Source organism: Microbacterium sp. CCNWLW134 (assembly GCF_037083565.1).
In the GTDB taxonomy this organism is placed as follows: Bacteria; Actinomycetota; Actinomycetes; order Actinomycetales; family Microbacteriaceae; genus Microbacterium.
Map to the genome: position 1 here is coordinate 544,287 of NZ_JBAOJU010000001.1, position 14,288 is coordinate 558,574.

Genomic DNA, 14,288 nt, shown 5'->3' on the forward strand with positions numbered 1-14,288 from the left:
ACGAGGACGGGCAGTGCTCGCCGCCTCCGCGACACTGGCGACCGCGCTGGTACTCAGTGCCTGCGGCGGCGGCGCTCCGTCGACGGGCGGGGAGTTCACCGGCGAGTACGACGGACCGGAGGTGACTCTGTCGTTCTGGAACGGCTTCACCGGCGGGGACGGACCGTTCATGCAGCAGATGGTCGACCAGTTCAACGAGGAGCACGACAACATCACGGTCGAGTCCAACACGATGCAGTGGGCCGACTTCTACCAGCGACTCCCCGCCGCCGTCACGGCCGGGGAAGGCCCCGACGTCGGGGTGATGCACTTCGATCAGCTCGGTTCGAACGCGGCGCGGCAGGTCATCCTTCCCCTCGACGACATGGTCGACGAGCTCGGGCTCAGCGCCGACGACTTCACCGAGACGGTGTGGGAAGCCGGTGAATACGACGGCCAGCGCTACGGCATTCCGCTCGATGTCCACTCCCTTGCGATGTACTACAACACCGAGCACTTCGCGGCCGCGGGCATCACCGAGGCGCCGACCGACGAGGCGTCGTTCATGGCGGCGCTGGACGCTCTGCAGGCGGCTGGGTACGAGACGCCGTTCTGGATGCCCGCCCGGTGGCCCGGACACCTCATGTTCATGACCCTCGACTGGCAGTTCGGTGGTGAGCCGTACGCGCAGGACGGGTCGGAGGCGACCTTCGCCGATGAGTCCGGCGTGCAGGCGCTGGAGTGGATGCGCGGGATCGTCGACGAGGGGTACAGTCCCGAGGACGTCGCCATCGATGCGCAGTACGTCGCCTTCAAGAACGGTGAGACGTCCATCACCTGGGACGGTATCTGGCAGTTCAACGATCTCGAAGACTCGGGGCTGCCCTACGCCGGCGCCCCGATTCCGAACATCGGTGGGCAGGAGTCCACGTGGGCGTCATCGCACCAGTTCTTCCTGCCCCGTCAGGACGACGAGAATCGCATGAACGCCGCGAAGGTCTTCATCGCCTGGATGAGCGAGCACTCCGAGGACTGGGCCGGCGCGGCCATGATCCCCGCCCGACAGTCGGTCCTCGACAGCGGGGCGCTGGACGGCATGCCGCAGGCTCCGATCGCCGAGGCCTTGGACAGCATGCGCTTCACGCCCACGGCACCCGGCATCGGAACGGTGACCACCGAGACGCTGGAGGTCGCCGTCGCCGACGGTGTCCTCGGCGCTGGTGAGCCGGCCAGCGTGCTCGAGGAGGCGCAGGGCCGCGCCACGCAGCTCATGGAAGAGAACCTGGCCACGTTCGGGCAATGAGCCAGACGACCTTTCCCTCCGGCGCGGGCGCACTCGCCACAGCGAGTGCGCCCGCGCGGCGGCTGCGTGATCACGGTCGCGCCACGCCGTGGTTGTTCCTCGCGCCCTACCTCCTGCTGTTCACGGGGTTCGTCGTCATCCCGGTGGTCCTCGGCCTCTGGATGAGCCTCCACCAGTGGGACTACACGCTTCCTCTGAAACCCTTCGTGGGGCTCGACAACTACGTCGACCTGTTCACGCCCGGATCGACCACGTCGGGGATCTTCTGGCAGGCGATGCAGGCCACGGCGATCTTCACCGTCGCGAGCGTGCCCTTCCTGCTCGTCATCCCCCTGCTGGTGGCGCTGCTGATGAATGCGAAGTTCCCGGGGCGCAATTTCTTCCGCGCCGTGTACTTCGCCCCCTACGTCCTGGGTGTCGCGGTCGTGGCCGTGCTCTGGCGGTACCTGCTCGACAACAACATCGGGCTCGTCAACTACTACCTCGGTGTTCTCGGTCTTCCCGATGACACCGCCTGGCTGACCTCCACCCCGGCAGCCTGGGTCGCCCTCGTCGGCGTCACGGTGTGGTGGACCCTCGGGTTCAACGCCATCATCTACCTCGCCGCTCTCCAAGACATCCCCGCCGAGCTCTACGAGGCGGCGCGGATGGATGGCGCCGGTCGCTGGCAGCAGTTCCGCAACGTGACCCTTCCGGGTCTTCGACCCATCCTGACCTTCGTCACCATCAACACCCTCATCGCTTCGGCGAACATGTTCGGCCAGTCCTACCTGATGACCCAGGGCGGACCAGGGCGCGAGACGCGGACCGCGATCTACCAGATCGCCGAAACGGGGCTGCGCAATTTCCAGATGGGGGATGCGGCGGCGATGAGCTACATCCTGACCCTCTTCCTCATCGGGTTGAGCGTCATGGTGTTCTGGCTGTTCCGTGAGCGCAAGGGAGCGCGCAAATGACCACCGTCCGATCCGCGCCCCGGGGCGCGCAAGCCGCTTCGCCGACAGCCTCGGAGGCCATCCCGAAGCGTCGGAAGGCGAGCGCCGGTCAGCGAGTGCGCGGCAGTCTGCGTCTGGTCGCGCTCGTCGGAATCGCGCTGGTGTTCATCAGCCCGCTGGTGTTCATGCTGATGACCTCGTTCAAGACGCGCGCGGATGCCACGAGTGTCCCCCCGAGCTGGATCCCCGAGGAGTGGACCCTCCAGGCGTACCAGACGATTCTCGGATCGGCATCCACGCCGGTCTTCACCTGGTTCCTCAACAGCGTCACCGCGGCGGTGGCGAACTCGGTCCTCGTCGTGATCACGGCGTCGCTGGCCGCGTACCCCTTGGCGCGCATGCAGTTCCGGGGTAAGAATCTCGTCTTCGGCGCGATCATCGCCACGCTCCTCGTGCCGCCCGTCATCCTCGTCATCCCGAACTACCTGATCGTCAGCGAGCTGGGCTGGCTGAACTCCCTCGTGGCGGTCATCGTGCCGACCGCTGCCGGCGCTTTCGGAGTCTTCCTGATGAGGCAGTTCTTCCTCTCCATCCCGGTGGAACTCGAGGAGGCTGCGCGTCTGGACGGCGCGAACAGATTGCGCACCTTCGTCAGCGTGGTGCTGCCGTTGGCCAAGCCCGCTCTCGCCACGTTGGGACTTCTGGCGCTCCTGACGAACTGGAATGACTTCCTCTGGCCGGTGTATGTGCTCTTCAGCCCTGACGTGCAGACGCTCCCCGCGGGTCTGTCGACCCTCCAGTCGGCCAACGCGGTGCGATACGACCTGCTGATGGCGGGTGCGGTCATCGCCAGCGCCCCCGTCGTGCTGCTCTTCGTGGCGTTGCAGCGCTTCATCGTCGAGGGCGTGTCCCAGTCGGGAATCAAAGGATGACGCCGCGCCGCGTCATCCTGGGCTCGGCCCTCTTCCTCCTCCTCACCGTCACAGCGAGCGGGTGTGCCGGCGGGCCGGACCTCACGCCGGTGCTGCGGGAGAACTTCGCCGATCCCGACGTCCTGCAGGTGGACGGCGGATACGTCGCGTACTCGTCGGATGGGAACAGGAGGAATGTGCCGGTCGCGACCTCCGACGACCTCCGCTCCTGGGAGTTGGAGGACGACGCGCTGCCCGACCTGCCGTCGTGGATCATCCCGGGCAAGACCTGGGCGCCGGAGGTCACCGAGATCTCGCCGGGCCGGTACGTCATGTACTTCACGGCGACGAATTTCCAGCCGACCTTCCAGTGCATCGGGGTCGCCGTCGCCGACGATCCTCTCGGACCCTTCACCGTTCAGGGCGACGAGATGCTCGTCTGCCCACCGGAGGAGGGCGGAGCGATCGATGCGACGACGGTCGAGATCGATGACGAGTGGCACCTGGTGTGGAAGAACGACGGGAACGCCGTCGGTGTCGACACGTGGATACAGACCGCTCCGCTCACCTCCGATGGACTCGCCCTCGCCGGTGAACCGGTGAGGATGCTCAAACAGGACCAGGCGTGGGAGGGCGACCTCATCGAGGCGCCGACCGTCGTCGCCCATGACGAAGGCGGCTTCACCCTGCTCTATTCCGCCAATTCGTACGGGGGCGACGAGTACGCGATGGGGTATGCCATCGCCGACGATCTCGCGGGACCCTGGGAGAAGGCGGACGGGCCCTGGATCTCGACGGCGTCGCTCGACGAGGAAGTGCGCGGCCCCGGCGGGCAGGACGTCGTCACGGGTCCGGACGGAGAATCGTGGCTGGTGTTCCACGGATGGGACTCGTCGTACACCTACCGGATGCTGCACACGGCGCCGCTGACATGGGAGGAGCGCGCGCCTCGCCTCGGCGGATGACGGAACGGGGTCAGTCTTCCGACCAGGTGATCCCCCCGTCGGGGTGGAACGCGATCCCCTGTCGCCGCCAGAGCGGGCCGAGTCCGCCGACGCGGCGGCGGAACGATTCCCACGAGCGCTCGGGGGTGGAGCCGAGCGGTGCCGACCACGCCGCCTCGGCTGCGGCCGCCACGCGCGGGAACATCATGGTGTCCAGGCCCGCGAGGTCGTCGATGGTCTCGGTCCACACGGCCGCCTCGACGCCGACGATGTCGTCGTCGGCGATCCCGTCGATGATCGAGGCCGGATCCCACTCGTAGGCCCGCCGGACACTCGTGGGGCCGTTCGCCCAGGTGAGGCCGCGGGGGGTGTCGCCGTCGTACTTCATGTCGAGGTAGACCGCGTCGGCGGGGGAGAGGATGACGCCGCTCGCGCGGCGCACGAAGGCGCGCGCCGCGTCGGCGCTCTCGGCGTCGGGGGTCGTCAGGCCCCAGTACTGCCCCACGGTCTCGGGGGCGACGTCGGCGCGCCCCGCGTCGTGCCAGGTCAGCGGCACCTTGCCCAGATCGGCGACGAGCTGCGTGACGCGCGAGAGGAAGGAGTCGTACTGGTCGGGGGCGGTGCCGAACGCCTCGTCGCCCCCCAGGTGCAGGTACGGACCCGGCGTGAGGTGGGCGAGCTCCCCGAGCACATCGGCGACGAAGTCGAACGTCGCCTCGTCATCGAGGCGGAGCGAGGAGAACCCCACGCCGAGCCCGGTGTACGGCGCCCCTGCAGCGGGGAGGGCCTCGCCGCGGGTGCCGGCTTCAGCGGCGAGCTCGGGGGTGACGACGGGGTCGGCTGCGAGATGCGGGTAGGCGAGGCCGACGGCGTGCGTATGCCCCGGCAGATCGATCTCGGGGACCACGGTGAGGTGGCGGGCGGCGGCGTACGCGACGATCTCCTGGTAGTCCTCCCGCGTGTAGAAACCTCCCGGACCGCCGCCGATCTCCGAGCCCGACGCCGCCGCGGTGAGGGCCGGGTGCGCACGCAGCTGCAGACGCCACCCCTGGTCGTCGGTGAGGTGGAGGTGCAGGTGCGTGAGCTTCAGGCTCGCGGCCCGGTCGATGACGGCGCAGACGTCGGCCACCGGGAAGAAGTGGCGCGCGACATCGAGCATGAGCCCGCGATAGGCGAAGCGGGGAGCGTCGTCGATGCGGATGGCGGGCACGAGCCATCCCTCGGAGACGGGGGTGAGCAGCTGCGCAAGGGTGTGAAGGCCGGCGGCGAGCCCGGTGGCGTCGGCGGCGGAGATCTCCACGCCGGTGTCGGCGGCGACGAGCCGGTACGCGCTGAGCGGCCCGATGTCGGACCGCTGCGAGAGGGTGAGCGCGAGGGAGGAAGCGGAGCCGTCGGAGGGCAGAGCGAGGGCCTGCGCGGTGGCGGCGGAAAGGATGCGGCGGGCCGCGGCCGCCGCATCCGGATCAGCGATCAGGGGGGTCTGCGCGGTCAGGACGAACGGGGCGCCCTCGATGGCGACCACGGAGCGCGGAAGGGGGACGAGGGCCGGAATCGCCGTCATGTAAGGATCCTTTACAAAAAGCGGTCCGATCAGCCTACCGTTCGCGATCCACTATGCTCGGGGTGTCGCGACTGGCGTTGAGGTGGGACACCACCGGGGAGCGACCGGGAGTCATCCGTCCGACCGCAGAGCATCCGACCGCACGCCTGGGCCGATGTCCGATCCGCCGCTGTGGAAGGAGACCGTCGTGTCCGATCCGATCTTCAACGCCCCTCTCTCCGAGGTCGACCCTGAGATCGCCGACGTGCTCGAGCGCGAGCTCGACCGCCAGCGGGGCTTCCTCGAGATGATCGCGTCCGAGAACTTCGTGCCCGTCTCGGTGCTGCAGTCCCAGGGCTCGGTGCTGACCAACAAGTACGCCGAGGGGTACCCCGGTCGCCGCTACTACGGCGGCTGCGAGGTCGTCGACATCGCTGAGGAGCTCGCCATCGAGCGCGCGAAGGCGCTGTTCGGTTCCGGGTTCGCCAACGTCCAGCCGCACTCGGGTGCCACGGCGAACGCCGCCGTGCTGCACGCGATCGCCCGCCCCGGTGACACACTGCTCGGTCTCGCGCTCGACCAGGGCGGTCACCTCACACACGGGATGAAGATCAACTTCTCCGGTCGGCTGTTCGACATCGTCGCCTACGGCGTCGACCCCGAGACCTCCCTGATCGACATGGACGAGGTGCGGCGCCTCGCCGTGGAGCACAAGCCCAAGGTCATCATCGCGGGCTGGTCGGCCTACCCCCGTCAGCTGGACTTCGCGCGGTTCCGCGAGATCGCCGATGAGGTGGGCGCCTACCTGTGGGTCGACATGGCCCACTTCGCCGGCCTCGTGGCCGCCGGTGTGCACCCCTCGCCCTTCCCGCACGCCCACGTCGTGTCTTCCACCGTTCACAAGACCATCGGCGGTCCGCGCTCGGGCATCATCCTCACCGACGATCCCGACCTGGCCAAGAAGATCAACACCGCCGTCTTCCCGGGGCAGCAGGGCGGGCCTCTCATGCACGTCATCGCCGCGAAGGCGACCGCATTCAAACTGGCGGCGACGCCGGAGTTCCGAGAGCGTCAGGAGCGGACGCTCCGCGGCGCGAAGATCCTGGCCGACCGGCTCATGCAGCCCGATGTCGCCGCCGCCGGCGTGGCGGTGCGCTCGGGGGGCACCGACGTGCACCTCGTGCTCGTCGACCTGCGCGATGCCGCGATCGACGGCAAGCAGGCCGAGGACCTCCTCCACGACATCCGGATCACCGTCAACCGCAATGCCGTGCCGAACGACCCGCGTCCGCCGATGGTGACCTCGGGCCTGCGGATCGGCACCCCCGCGCTCGCCACGCGCGGGTTCGGTGACGCCGAGTTCACCGAGGTGGCCGACATCATCGGCCTCGCGCTCCAGCCGGGTGCCGACGTCGAGGCGCTCCGCGCGCGGGTCGCCGCCCTCGCCGACGCGTTCCCGCTGTACCCCGGCCTCACGCAGTAACCCGCGGCCCGCTCCGCGGAATCCCACTCACCGGGCACCCGCCCCCCGGCGCCCCGCGCCTTCCCGCGAGAATGCATCTGGACGCCGAGGATGCGGGCACACCCCGCACTCTCGGCGCGCAGATGCACTCTCGCCGCAGGGACGCAGAAGGAGAGACGACATGACGGCTCAGAAGCTCGACGGCAAGGCCGCCGCTGCGGCGATCCGCGCGGAGTTGACCGAACGGGTCGCCGCGCTCACAGCACGGGGCGTCACCCCGGGCATCGCGACGGTGCTCGTCGGCGCCGACCCCGCCTCGCAGCTGTACGTGGGCATGAAGCACAAGCAGTCGGTGGGCATCGGGATGAACTCGATCCAGCGTGAGCTGCCGGCGGATGCCACGCAGGAGGATGTCGAGGCCCTCATCGACGAGTTGAACGCCGATCCGGAATGCCACGGCTACATCGTTCAGCTGCCGCTGCCGAAGCACCTCGACACCGACCGGGTCCTCGAGCGGATCGACCCGGCGAAAGATGCCGACGGGCTCCACCCGACCAACCTCGGCCGTCTGGTTCTCAACGTCAACGCGCCGATCACGACGCCCCTGCCCTGCACTCCGCGGGGTGTGATCGAGCTCCTGCTGCGAAACGGCTACGACCTGAAGGGCAAGCACGTCGTCGTCGTCGGCCGCGGCGTGACGATCGGGCGGTCGATCGGCTTGCTCCTGACCCGCCGCGAGATCAACGCCACGGTCACCCTCACCCACACCGGCACCCCTGACATCCCGTCCTTCCTCCGCCAGGCCGACGTCATCGTCGCCGCCGCGGGGGTCAAGCACCTCGTGCGAGCGGAGGACGTCAAGCCCGGCGCCGCCGTGCTCGACGTCGGGGTGACCCGCGAGGACGACCCCGAGACCGGCGCTCAGCGCGTGTACGGCGACGTGCATCCCGATGTCGCGGAGGTCGCCGGCTGGCTGTCGCCGAACCCCGGCGGAGTCGGCCCGATGACCGTCGCGCTCCTCATGACGAACGTCGTGGAGGCCGCCGAGCGCTCGCTGGAGGCCTGAGCCGCGGCATCCGCCCCTCCTCATCGACCCCGGCCTGTGGAGCCGGATTAGCGTAGGGGGATGGACGACACCGCGCGCCGCGCGATCGACCGGGCGCTCATGCCCCTCGTCGTGTCGACGGGGGCGTGGGGAGTGGTCGACGCGCACTGGCTCCCCGGTCCGGATGGCACGCCGGTGGTGTGGCTGCGGACGCGCACCGAGATCGAGCGCGTCGCGCTGGAGGCCCAACCGTGGGTGGAGGCGCAGGTCCGGGTGATCCTCACGAGGCTGAGCGTGGACTATCCGCTCGTCGCCCGCACGCGCTTCGAGATCACGTCGCTCGAGCGGCAGGGGAACCTCTTCGGCGACGGGCTCCCGGCGTGACCCCCGATCGGCCCCGCTGCCCGACCTGCGGCGACCGGTTGCGGTACGAGATCCTCGACGACGAGCGCTTCCTCGTGGCGTGGTCCTGTGTGAACTGCGGCGTCATCCGGACCACTGAGCCGGTCTGACGCGCGGCCGGCGTGGCTCGCACCAGGGCTGATCAGGTCGTGAAGCGCGACAGGAACCGTCGCGTCCGCTCCTCGCGGGGCGCGACGAGGACCTCATCCGGCGGCCCCTCCTCGACCACCCGTCCCTCGTCGAGGAACAGCACGCGGTGAGCGACATCGCGGGCGAACGCCATCTCGTGGGTCGCCATGAGGATGGTCGCCCCCTCCTCGGCGAGGGACTGCACCAGCTCGAGCACCTCTCCGACGAGCTCGGGGTCGAGCGCCGAGGTGATCTCGTCGAGGAAGAGCACCTCGGGGTCGGTCACGACGGCGCGCACGATCGCCGCGCGCTGCTGCTGACCGCCCGACAGCCGGTCGGGATGCTCGCGCGCCTTGTCGGCCAACCCGATGCGCTCGAGCAGGGCCATCGCCTTCGCTTCGGCGTCGCGCCGCGGCATCCGGTGCACTTTCCGCGCGGCGAGGGTGACGTTGTCGATGACCGACAGGTGGGGGAAGAGGTTGTAATGCTGGAAGACCGCGCCGAACCGCGCGCGCACCCGGTTGCCGTCGACGCGGGGGTCGGAGATGTCATCGCCACCCAGCCGGATGACGCCGTCGTCGATCGTCTCGAGAAGATTCAGGCAGCGCAGCAGCGTCGACTTGCCCGACCCGCTTGCCCCGATGACGGCGACCACCTCGTGCGCCGAGAGGTCGAGCCCCACGCCGCGCAGCACCGAGCGGTCTCCGAACGACTTCCAGATGCCGTCTGCCTGCAGGAGCGCCGTCACAGGATCGATCCCATCTGCTCGCGTCGCTGCAGCCGTGCCGTCCACCAGTCCGCGAGGCGGATGGTGGGGATCGCCAGCAGCACGAACAGCACCGCCGCGACGATGTACGGGGTGAAGTTGTACGCCAGCGATGTCTCGATCTGCGCGGCCCGAACCGCATCGACGGCGCCGATGACCGAGACGAGCCCCACGTCCTTCTGCATCGCGACGAAGTCGTTCATGAGCGGGGGCGTCATCTTGCGGAGCGCCTGCGGCATCACCACGAGGCGAAGCGACTGGGCATAGCCGAGGCCCATCGCCCGTGCGGCCAGGCGCTGCGAGGGGTGCACGGCCTCGATGCCGGCGCGGATCACCTCGCTCACGTACGCCGAATAGGTGATCGTGATCGCCGCGGTACCCAGGATGACCGGGGGGATGCGCTCGTTCACGAGCCCCGGGATCCCGAACCCCACGAGGTAGAGCACGATGATCAGCGGGATGCCCCGGAAGACGTCGGTGTAGCCGGCCGCGAGCGCCCGGAGCGGGAAGAACACCGCGCCGCGCAGGGTGCGAAGCAGCGCGATGACGGTCGCGCCGATCGCGACGGTGATCACCGAGAGTCCCAGCACCTGCAGGTTGAGCAGGAACCCCTCCCACACGCGCGGGAGAGAGGCGATGGCGGTCTCGGGGTCGAAGAACGATCGCTGGACCGACTCCCACCCGGGGGTGTTGACCACGGTGAGCCAGACCGCCACCGCGAAGACGACGGTGGAGATGACGGCGATCAGCACCGACCGGGTCGACTGGCGCGCGCGATAGGCGCGACGCTCCAGCTCGAGCGCGCTCGGCTGATGGATGTCGGCGCTCACCCTTCGACGCTAGCCGACCGCTCCGGGCCGGGCTTCACTCCAGCAGCGTGACGCCGGCACCTTCGCCCAGCCACTCCTGGGTGATGGCCTCGAGCGTTCCGTTCTCGCGCAGCGCGTCGACGGCGGCGGTGACGCGCTCGGTCAGCGGCGAGTCCTTGGCCAGCACCAGGCCCCACTCGTCGGGGATGCCGGCGGTGGGGAGCTCGCCCACGATGAACGAGTTGTCGATGTAGACGCCGGTGGCGTAGTACGCCGTCGGCGTGTCGAGCACGAGCCCGTCGATCTGGCCGGCCTCGAGGGCGGCCTTGGCGTCTTCGTTGGTGTTGTAGAGCTGCGCGGGGGTGTCGGGCTGGACGACCTCTTCGATCGTCTGCGCACTGGTCGACCCGACCATGGCGCCCAGCAGCAGACCCTTGGTGTCGGCTAGCGAGGTGACGCCCTCGGCGGCCTCGTTGCCTTCGATCGCGACGATCGCCTGGCTCGCGGCGTAGTACGGCGAGGAGAAGTCGACGTTCTCGGCGCGTTCGGGGGTGATGGAGTACTGCTGGATGTTGATGTCGAAGTCCTTCGGCCCCGGCGCGATCGCGGCTTCGAACGTGGTGCGCACCCACTCGACATCCTCGGGGGCGAAGCCCAGCTCCTCGGCGACGGCGTAGGCGACCGCCGCCTCGAAACCCTCGCCCGAGGCCGGATCGTCGTCGATGACGTACGGGTAGTACGCCGGCTCGCCCGTGGCGATCGTGAGCTTGCCGGGGGTGATGTACCCCTCGTCGGCCGGAGCCGACGACGCGTCGGAACCGGTGTCGGCGTCGGAATCGCCGCTACCGGTGGCGCAGCCGGTGAGGGCGAGGGCGGCCACGGCGATGCCGGCCAGGGCCAGGTGCAGGCGGGAACGGGTGCGGGACATGGCTGCCTCCAGATACGGGATGTCGCGCGCCGCGTGCTGCCGCGGTATGCGCCCCTCCATCATCCTGCGAGAGAGCGGATGCTGCGCCGCCACGCGTCGCTTTGTTACACGCTCTTCACGCGCGGGGAGGGGCGGGGTCAGAGCTCATCGAGCATGCGGCGCTGTTCCTCGGTCAGGCCGTCGCGGAGTTCCTTCCGCCCCTGCGCGGCGGCGCGGGAGTCGCCGACCCCGGGGCGCGGGCCCGTGGCATCCGCTCCCGCCGGCGCCGCGGCGCCCGCCGACCTCGCGCCGGTGGCGCGGTCGTACAGGGCGCCGGCGTGCGCCTCGACTCGATCGTCGATGACGTCGTAGATCGCCCAGCCGATGATGAGCAGCACGGGAGGAAGGAGCCACCCCCAGAACCATCCCCCGATCGACACGCCGGTCAGCAGCACCGTGGCGATCCACACGAGGAAGGCGACCGCGAAGGCGACGAGGAACTCCGCGACCTTCTCGCCCACCCGGGTCCGCCGGTCGGCGGAGCGGGCCGCCATGCCGCCGAACCATCGGGAGAGGAGCGGCTTGATCCAGATCACGATCGCGGTGAGCACGATGCCCGCCCACAGGGCCGCCCACCCGACGCGCGCGGGCGTGAGGAACCCGATCATCAGCAGCACCGCGATGTTGAACACCAGCAGCGAGACGAACCGCACGACCCAGGTCTTCATGGCTCCAGCGTGCCACGCCCGCTTCGCGGGGGCCACGGGTCAGCGCAGGGGCACGAGCTCGGTCAGGTCGTCGTCGGGCAGCACGTCGGCGACGGCGGTCACCGTCATGGTGCCGAGCGCGACGGCCCCGGAGATAGTGGTGAGGAAGGCGGTGTCGGCGGCGTCCCGGCCGGTGGCGATGCGCACGAGTGTGCTGCGAGGCGCGAGGGTCGTCGCATCCACGACGTACCAGGCGCCGTCGATGTGAGCCTCGGCGACGGCGTGGAAGTCCATCGGGTGAAGTCCCGGGGCGTACACCGAGACGAGCCGGGCCGGAACGTTCCGGGCACGCAGCAGGGCAACGGTCAGGTGGGCGAAGTCGCGGCAGACGCCCTGTCGGGCAAGGAGCGTGCGCATCGCGCCGTCGGTCGGCAGGCTCGATCCGCTGACGTAGGCCAGACGTGTGCCGACCCATGATGACACCGATGCGAGCAGCTCTGCCGGGTCACTGATCCCGGCGAACTCGGCAGCGGCGGTGGGGAAGAGGGCGTCCGACTCGGCGTAGCGGCTCGGCCGCCGGTAGCGCACGAGCTCCGCATCGCTCGCGGTGGCGGGCTCGGCCCAGCCGACGATCGTCGCCGAGTAGTCGACCACGAGGGCGCCGGGACGCGTGACGATCCGGTGCAGCCGCGTGCCGTGCTCGTCTGAGAGTTCGTCCGCCTCGATCGGCTCGCCATCGATCGTGACGCTCAGCTGCTCACGCTCGCGCGGCACCCCGGCGGCGACGGCGATGGAGAACACCAGCTCCGACGGCTCGGTGACCTCGAGCTCCAGGTTCGCGCCCACATCCCGCTTCATGCGCTCCACTCTCGCGGGCGCGGGCGCCGCCCACAACCGCGCGGACGGTGTGGTACGGATGAGAGGTGATCACCCTCACCCTCGACGACGGCGTCGCGGAGATCGTCCTCGACGCTCCCGAACGACGAAACGCGCTCACCCTGGACGATCTGACGAACCTGGATGCCGCCTACCGACGCGCCGCCGACGCGGGCTCCCGCGCACTGGTGCTGCGCGGCGAGGGCCGCGTGTTCTGCGCGGGTCGCGACATCTCCGGCGTCGACCCCGAGACCGACGACGTCACCGGCTACCTCGGAGCCGTCGAGCGGCTGATGCGACGGATGGCGGGGCATCCCGCCCCCACGTTCGCTGCCGTGCAGGGCGCGGCGCTCGGCGTCGGGCTCGGCCTCGCGATCGCCACCGACGTCGTCTACGTCGGCGAGGCGGCCAAGGTCGGCTCGCCGTTCGCCCAGCTCGGGGCTCTGCTGGACTCCGGCGGTCACGCGTTGCTGTTCGATCGGCTCGGCGCTCATCGCGCGCTCGACCTCATCTACACCGGCGACCTGCTCGGCGGCACCGAGGCCGTCGCAGCGGGACTGTTCAGCCGCGCCGTCCCCGACGCCGACCTGCTGTCGTTCACCCGTGAGAAGGCCCGGGCCGCGGCATCCGGTCCGACGCAGGCGTTCCTGAGGTCCAAGCGCCTCATCGGCTCGCTCCGCGACGAGCGGCTGTGGGCGGTGGTCGCCGCCGAGACGGCCGGTCAGGAGGCGCTGCGCGCCACCGACGACTACCGCGAGGGCTTCGCCGCGTTCCAGCAGAAGCGGCGGCCCACCTTCCGCGGCGCCTGATCTGCCCCCGGCAGTCCCCGACGACAGCCTCAGCCGCCGAGGGCGTCGCGGATGGCCTCGGCGGAGCGGGCCAGGCGCGCCGCGATGACCGAGGGCTCTGTTCCGCCGGCGACGTGAACCACGGCGATCGTCGCGGGCGGTCGGGACCGCAGCGTCAGCGGCACGGCGACGGCATGCACGCTCGGCAGCACCTCGTCGTGGCTCGTGGCGAAGCCGCGCGCAGCAGCCTCCCGTATCTCGGCGGCCACCGGGGCGGGCACGCTCGGCCAGGCACGTTCGGGGAGTTGCGCGAGAATCGCCTTGCCCGGCGCGCCGACGCCGACCGGATGCCGGGTGCCCGGCCGCTGCGCGACGGCGGCGACGGAGTGGCGGGGTTCGACGCTGACGAGCGTGACGCACTCCTCATGGTCGAGGACGGCGAGGAAGCATGTCATCCCGAGGTCGTTCGCGACCCCCGTGAGTTCGGGGAGAGCCTCGGCCTGCAGATCGTGGGCGACACCGGCGGCGAGGGCCGCCATCCGCGCACCCAGCGTCAGTCGCCCGCTGCGCTCGCGCACGACGAGTCCGTGCTGCTCGAGCGTGCGTACGAGGCGGTACGCGACCGATCGGTGCACCTCGAGTCGTTCGGCGACCTCGTCGATCGTCAAGGGCGCCCGGGCATCGGCGAGCGTCTCGAGGACCCGGATGCCACGGCTGAGCGTCTGCGATGCGGGTGCGCTCGGCGCGGCATCCGTCACGACTGCCCCCCTCCCGGACCGGTCCTT

Annotated in this window: 16 protein-coding genes and 1 riboswitch; of the genes, 9 read left to right on the forward strand and 7 right to left on the reverse strand. The window is 70.0% G+C overall.

Annotated elements, in window-relative coordinates; all coding sequences use genetic code 11:
• Nucleotides 1-13 precede the first annotated feature (13 nt).
• From V6S02_RS02535 to V6S02_RS02550, 4 genes are read left to right on the forward strand one after another with little or no spacing between them, the layout of a single operon-like run.
• Nucleotides 14-1,282, forward strand: coding sequence for an ABC transporter substrate-binding protein (locus tag V6S02_RS02535; protein WP_336399756.1), 1,269 nt, complete (start codon nt 14-16; stop codon nt 1,280-1,282).
• Nucleotides 1,279-2,238 (forward strand): carbohydrate ABC transporter permease, encoded by a 960-nt coding sequence (locus V6S02_RS02540; protein WP_336399757.1) that lies wholly within the window; start codon nt 1,279-1,281, stop codon nt 2,236-2,238. The genes V6S02_RS02535 and V6S02_RS02540 overlap by 4 nt, the downstream gene beginning before the upstream one ends.
• On the forward strand, nt 2,235-3,149 hold the full coding sequence (locus tag V6S02_RS02545) for a carbohydrate ABC transporter permease (RefSeq protein WP_124292649.1): 915 nt from the start codon (nt 2,235-2,237) through the stop codon (nt 3,147-3,149). Before V6S02_RS02540 ends, V6S02_RS02545 begins: the two co-directional genes overlap by 4 nt.
• On the forward strand, nt 3,146-4,093 hold the full coding sequence (locus tag V6S02_RS02550) for a glycoside hydrolase family 43 protein (RefSeq protein WP_336399758.1): 948 nt from the start codon (nt 3,146-3,148) through the stop codon (nt 4,091-4,093). Before V6S02_RS02545 ends, V6S02_RS02550 begins: the two co-directional genes overlap by 4 nt.
• 10 nt (nt 4,094-4,103) lie before the next feature.
• On the opposite strand, the gene V6S02_RS02555 is transcribed toward V6S02_RS02550, so the two are convergent.
• Nucleotides 4,104-5,633 carry a family 20 glycosylhydrolase gene (locus V6S02_RS02555; RefSeq protein WP_336399759.1) on the reverse strand — a complete coding sequence of 510 codons (1,530 nt, stop codon included), beginning with the start codon at nt 5,631-5,633 and terminating at the stop codon, nt 4,104-4,106.
• A gap of 57 nt (nt 5,634-5,690) precedes the next feature.
• Nucleotides 5,691-5,792, forward strand: a riboswitch (ZMP/ZTP riboswitch).
• Between the two features lie 28 nt (nt 5,793-5,820).
• Between V6S02_RS02555 and glyA the strand changes: the two genes are divergently transcribed.
• The 4 genes from glyA (at nt 5,821) to V6S02_RS02575 (ending at nt 8,631) form a co-directional block, all read left to right on the forward strand.
• Complete coding sequence (gene glyA, locus V6S02_RS02560; RefSeq protein WP_336399760.1) at nt 5,821-7,095, forward strand: serine hydroxymethyltransferase; 1,275 nt, start codon at nt 5,821-5,823, stop codon at nt 7,093-7,095.
• A 160-nt stretch (nt 7,096-7,255) separates the two neighbouring features.
• Entirely contained in the window at nt 7,256-8,140 is an 885-nt protein-coding gene (locus V6S02_RS02565) for a bifunctional methylenetetrahydrofolate dehydrogenase/methenyltetrahydrofolate cyclohydrolase (protein WP_336399762.1), read from the forward strand.
• 60 nt (nt 8,141-8,200) lie between these two features.
• Nucleotides 8,201-8,503 (forward strand): hypothetical protein, encoded by a 303-nt coding sequence (locus tag V6S02_RS02570; protein ID WP_124292654.1) that lies wholly within the window; start codon nt 8,201-8,203, stop codon nt 8,501-8,503.
• Nucleotides 8,500-8,631: a hypothetical protein gene (locus V6S02_RS02575; RefSeq protein ID WP_336399763.1), complete on the forward strand. Its 132-nt coding sequence runs from the start codon at nt 8,500-8,502 to the stop codon at nt 8,629-8,631. The genes V6S02_RS02570 and V6S02_RS02575 overlap by 4 nt, the downstream gene beginning before the upstream one ends.
• A gap of 32 nt (nt 8,632-8,663) precedes the next feature.
• On the opposite strand, the gene V6S02_RS02580 is transcribed toward V6S02_RS02575, so the two are convergent.
• From V6S02_RS02580 to V6S02_RS02600, 5 genes are all read right to left on the reverse strand, one after another.
• Nucleotides 8,664-9,398, reverse strand: a complete 735-nt coding sequence (locus V6S02_RS02580; RefSeq protein ID WP_124292655.1) for an amino acid ABC transporter ATP-binding protein — start codon at nt 9,396-9,398, stop codon at nt 8,664-8,666.
• Nucleotides 9,395-10,246 (reverse strand): amino acid ABC transporter permease, encoded by an 852-nt coding sequence (locus tag V6S02_RS02585; protein ID WP_240638791.1) that lies wholly within the window; start codon nt 10,244-10,246, stop codon nt 9,395-9,397. Before V6S02_RS02585 ends, V6S02_RS02580 begins: the two co-directional genes overlap by 4 nt.
• Nucleotides 10,247-10,280: 34 nt before the next feature.
• Nucleotides 10,281-11,153, reverse strand: a complete 873-nt coding sequence (locus V6S02_RS02590; protein WP_336399764.1) for an ABC transporter substrate-binding protein — start codon at nt 11,151-11,153, stop codon at nt 10,281-10,283.
• A 137-nt stretch (nt 11,154-11,290) separates the two neighbouring features.
• On the reverse strand, nt 11,291-11,860 hold the full coding sequence (locus tag V6S02_RS02595) for a hypothetical protein (RefSeq protein WP_336399765.1): 570 nt from the start codon (nt 11,858-11,860) through the stop codon (nt 11,291-11,293).
• A 39-nt stretch (nt 11,861-11,899) separates the two neighbouring features.
• Nucleotides 11,900-12,697 (reverse strand): transglutaminase-like domain-containing protein, encoded by a 798-nt coding sequence (locus tag V6S02_RS02600; RefSeq protein ID WP_336399766.1) that lies wholly within the window; start codon nt 12,695-12,697, stop codon nt 11,900-11,902.
• A 65-nt stretch (nt 12,698-12,762) separates the two neighbouring features.
• Between V6S02_RS02600 and V6S02_RS02605 the strand changes: the two genes are divergently transcribed.
• Complete coding sequence (locus V6S02_RS02605; protein WP_336399767.1) at nt 12,763-13,524, forward strand: enoyl-CoA hydratase/isomerase family protein; 762 nt, start codon at nt 12,763-12,765, stop codon at nt 13,522-13,524.
• 29 nt (nt 13,525-13,553) lie between these two features.
• On the opposite strand, the gene V6S02_RS02610 is transcribed toward V6S02_RS02605, so the two are convergent.
• Nucleotides 13,554-14,261 (reverse strand): IclR family transcriptional regulator, encoded by a 708-nt coding sequence (locus V6S02_RS02610; protein WP_336399768.1) that lies wholly within the window; start codon nt 14,259-14,261, stop codon nt 13,554-13,556.
• Nucleotides 14,262-14,288: the final 27 nt, after the last annotated feature.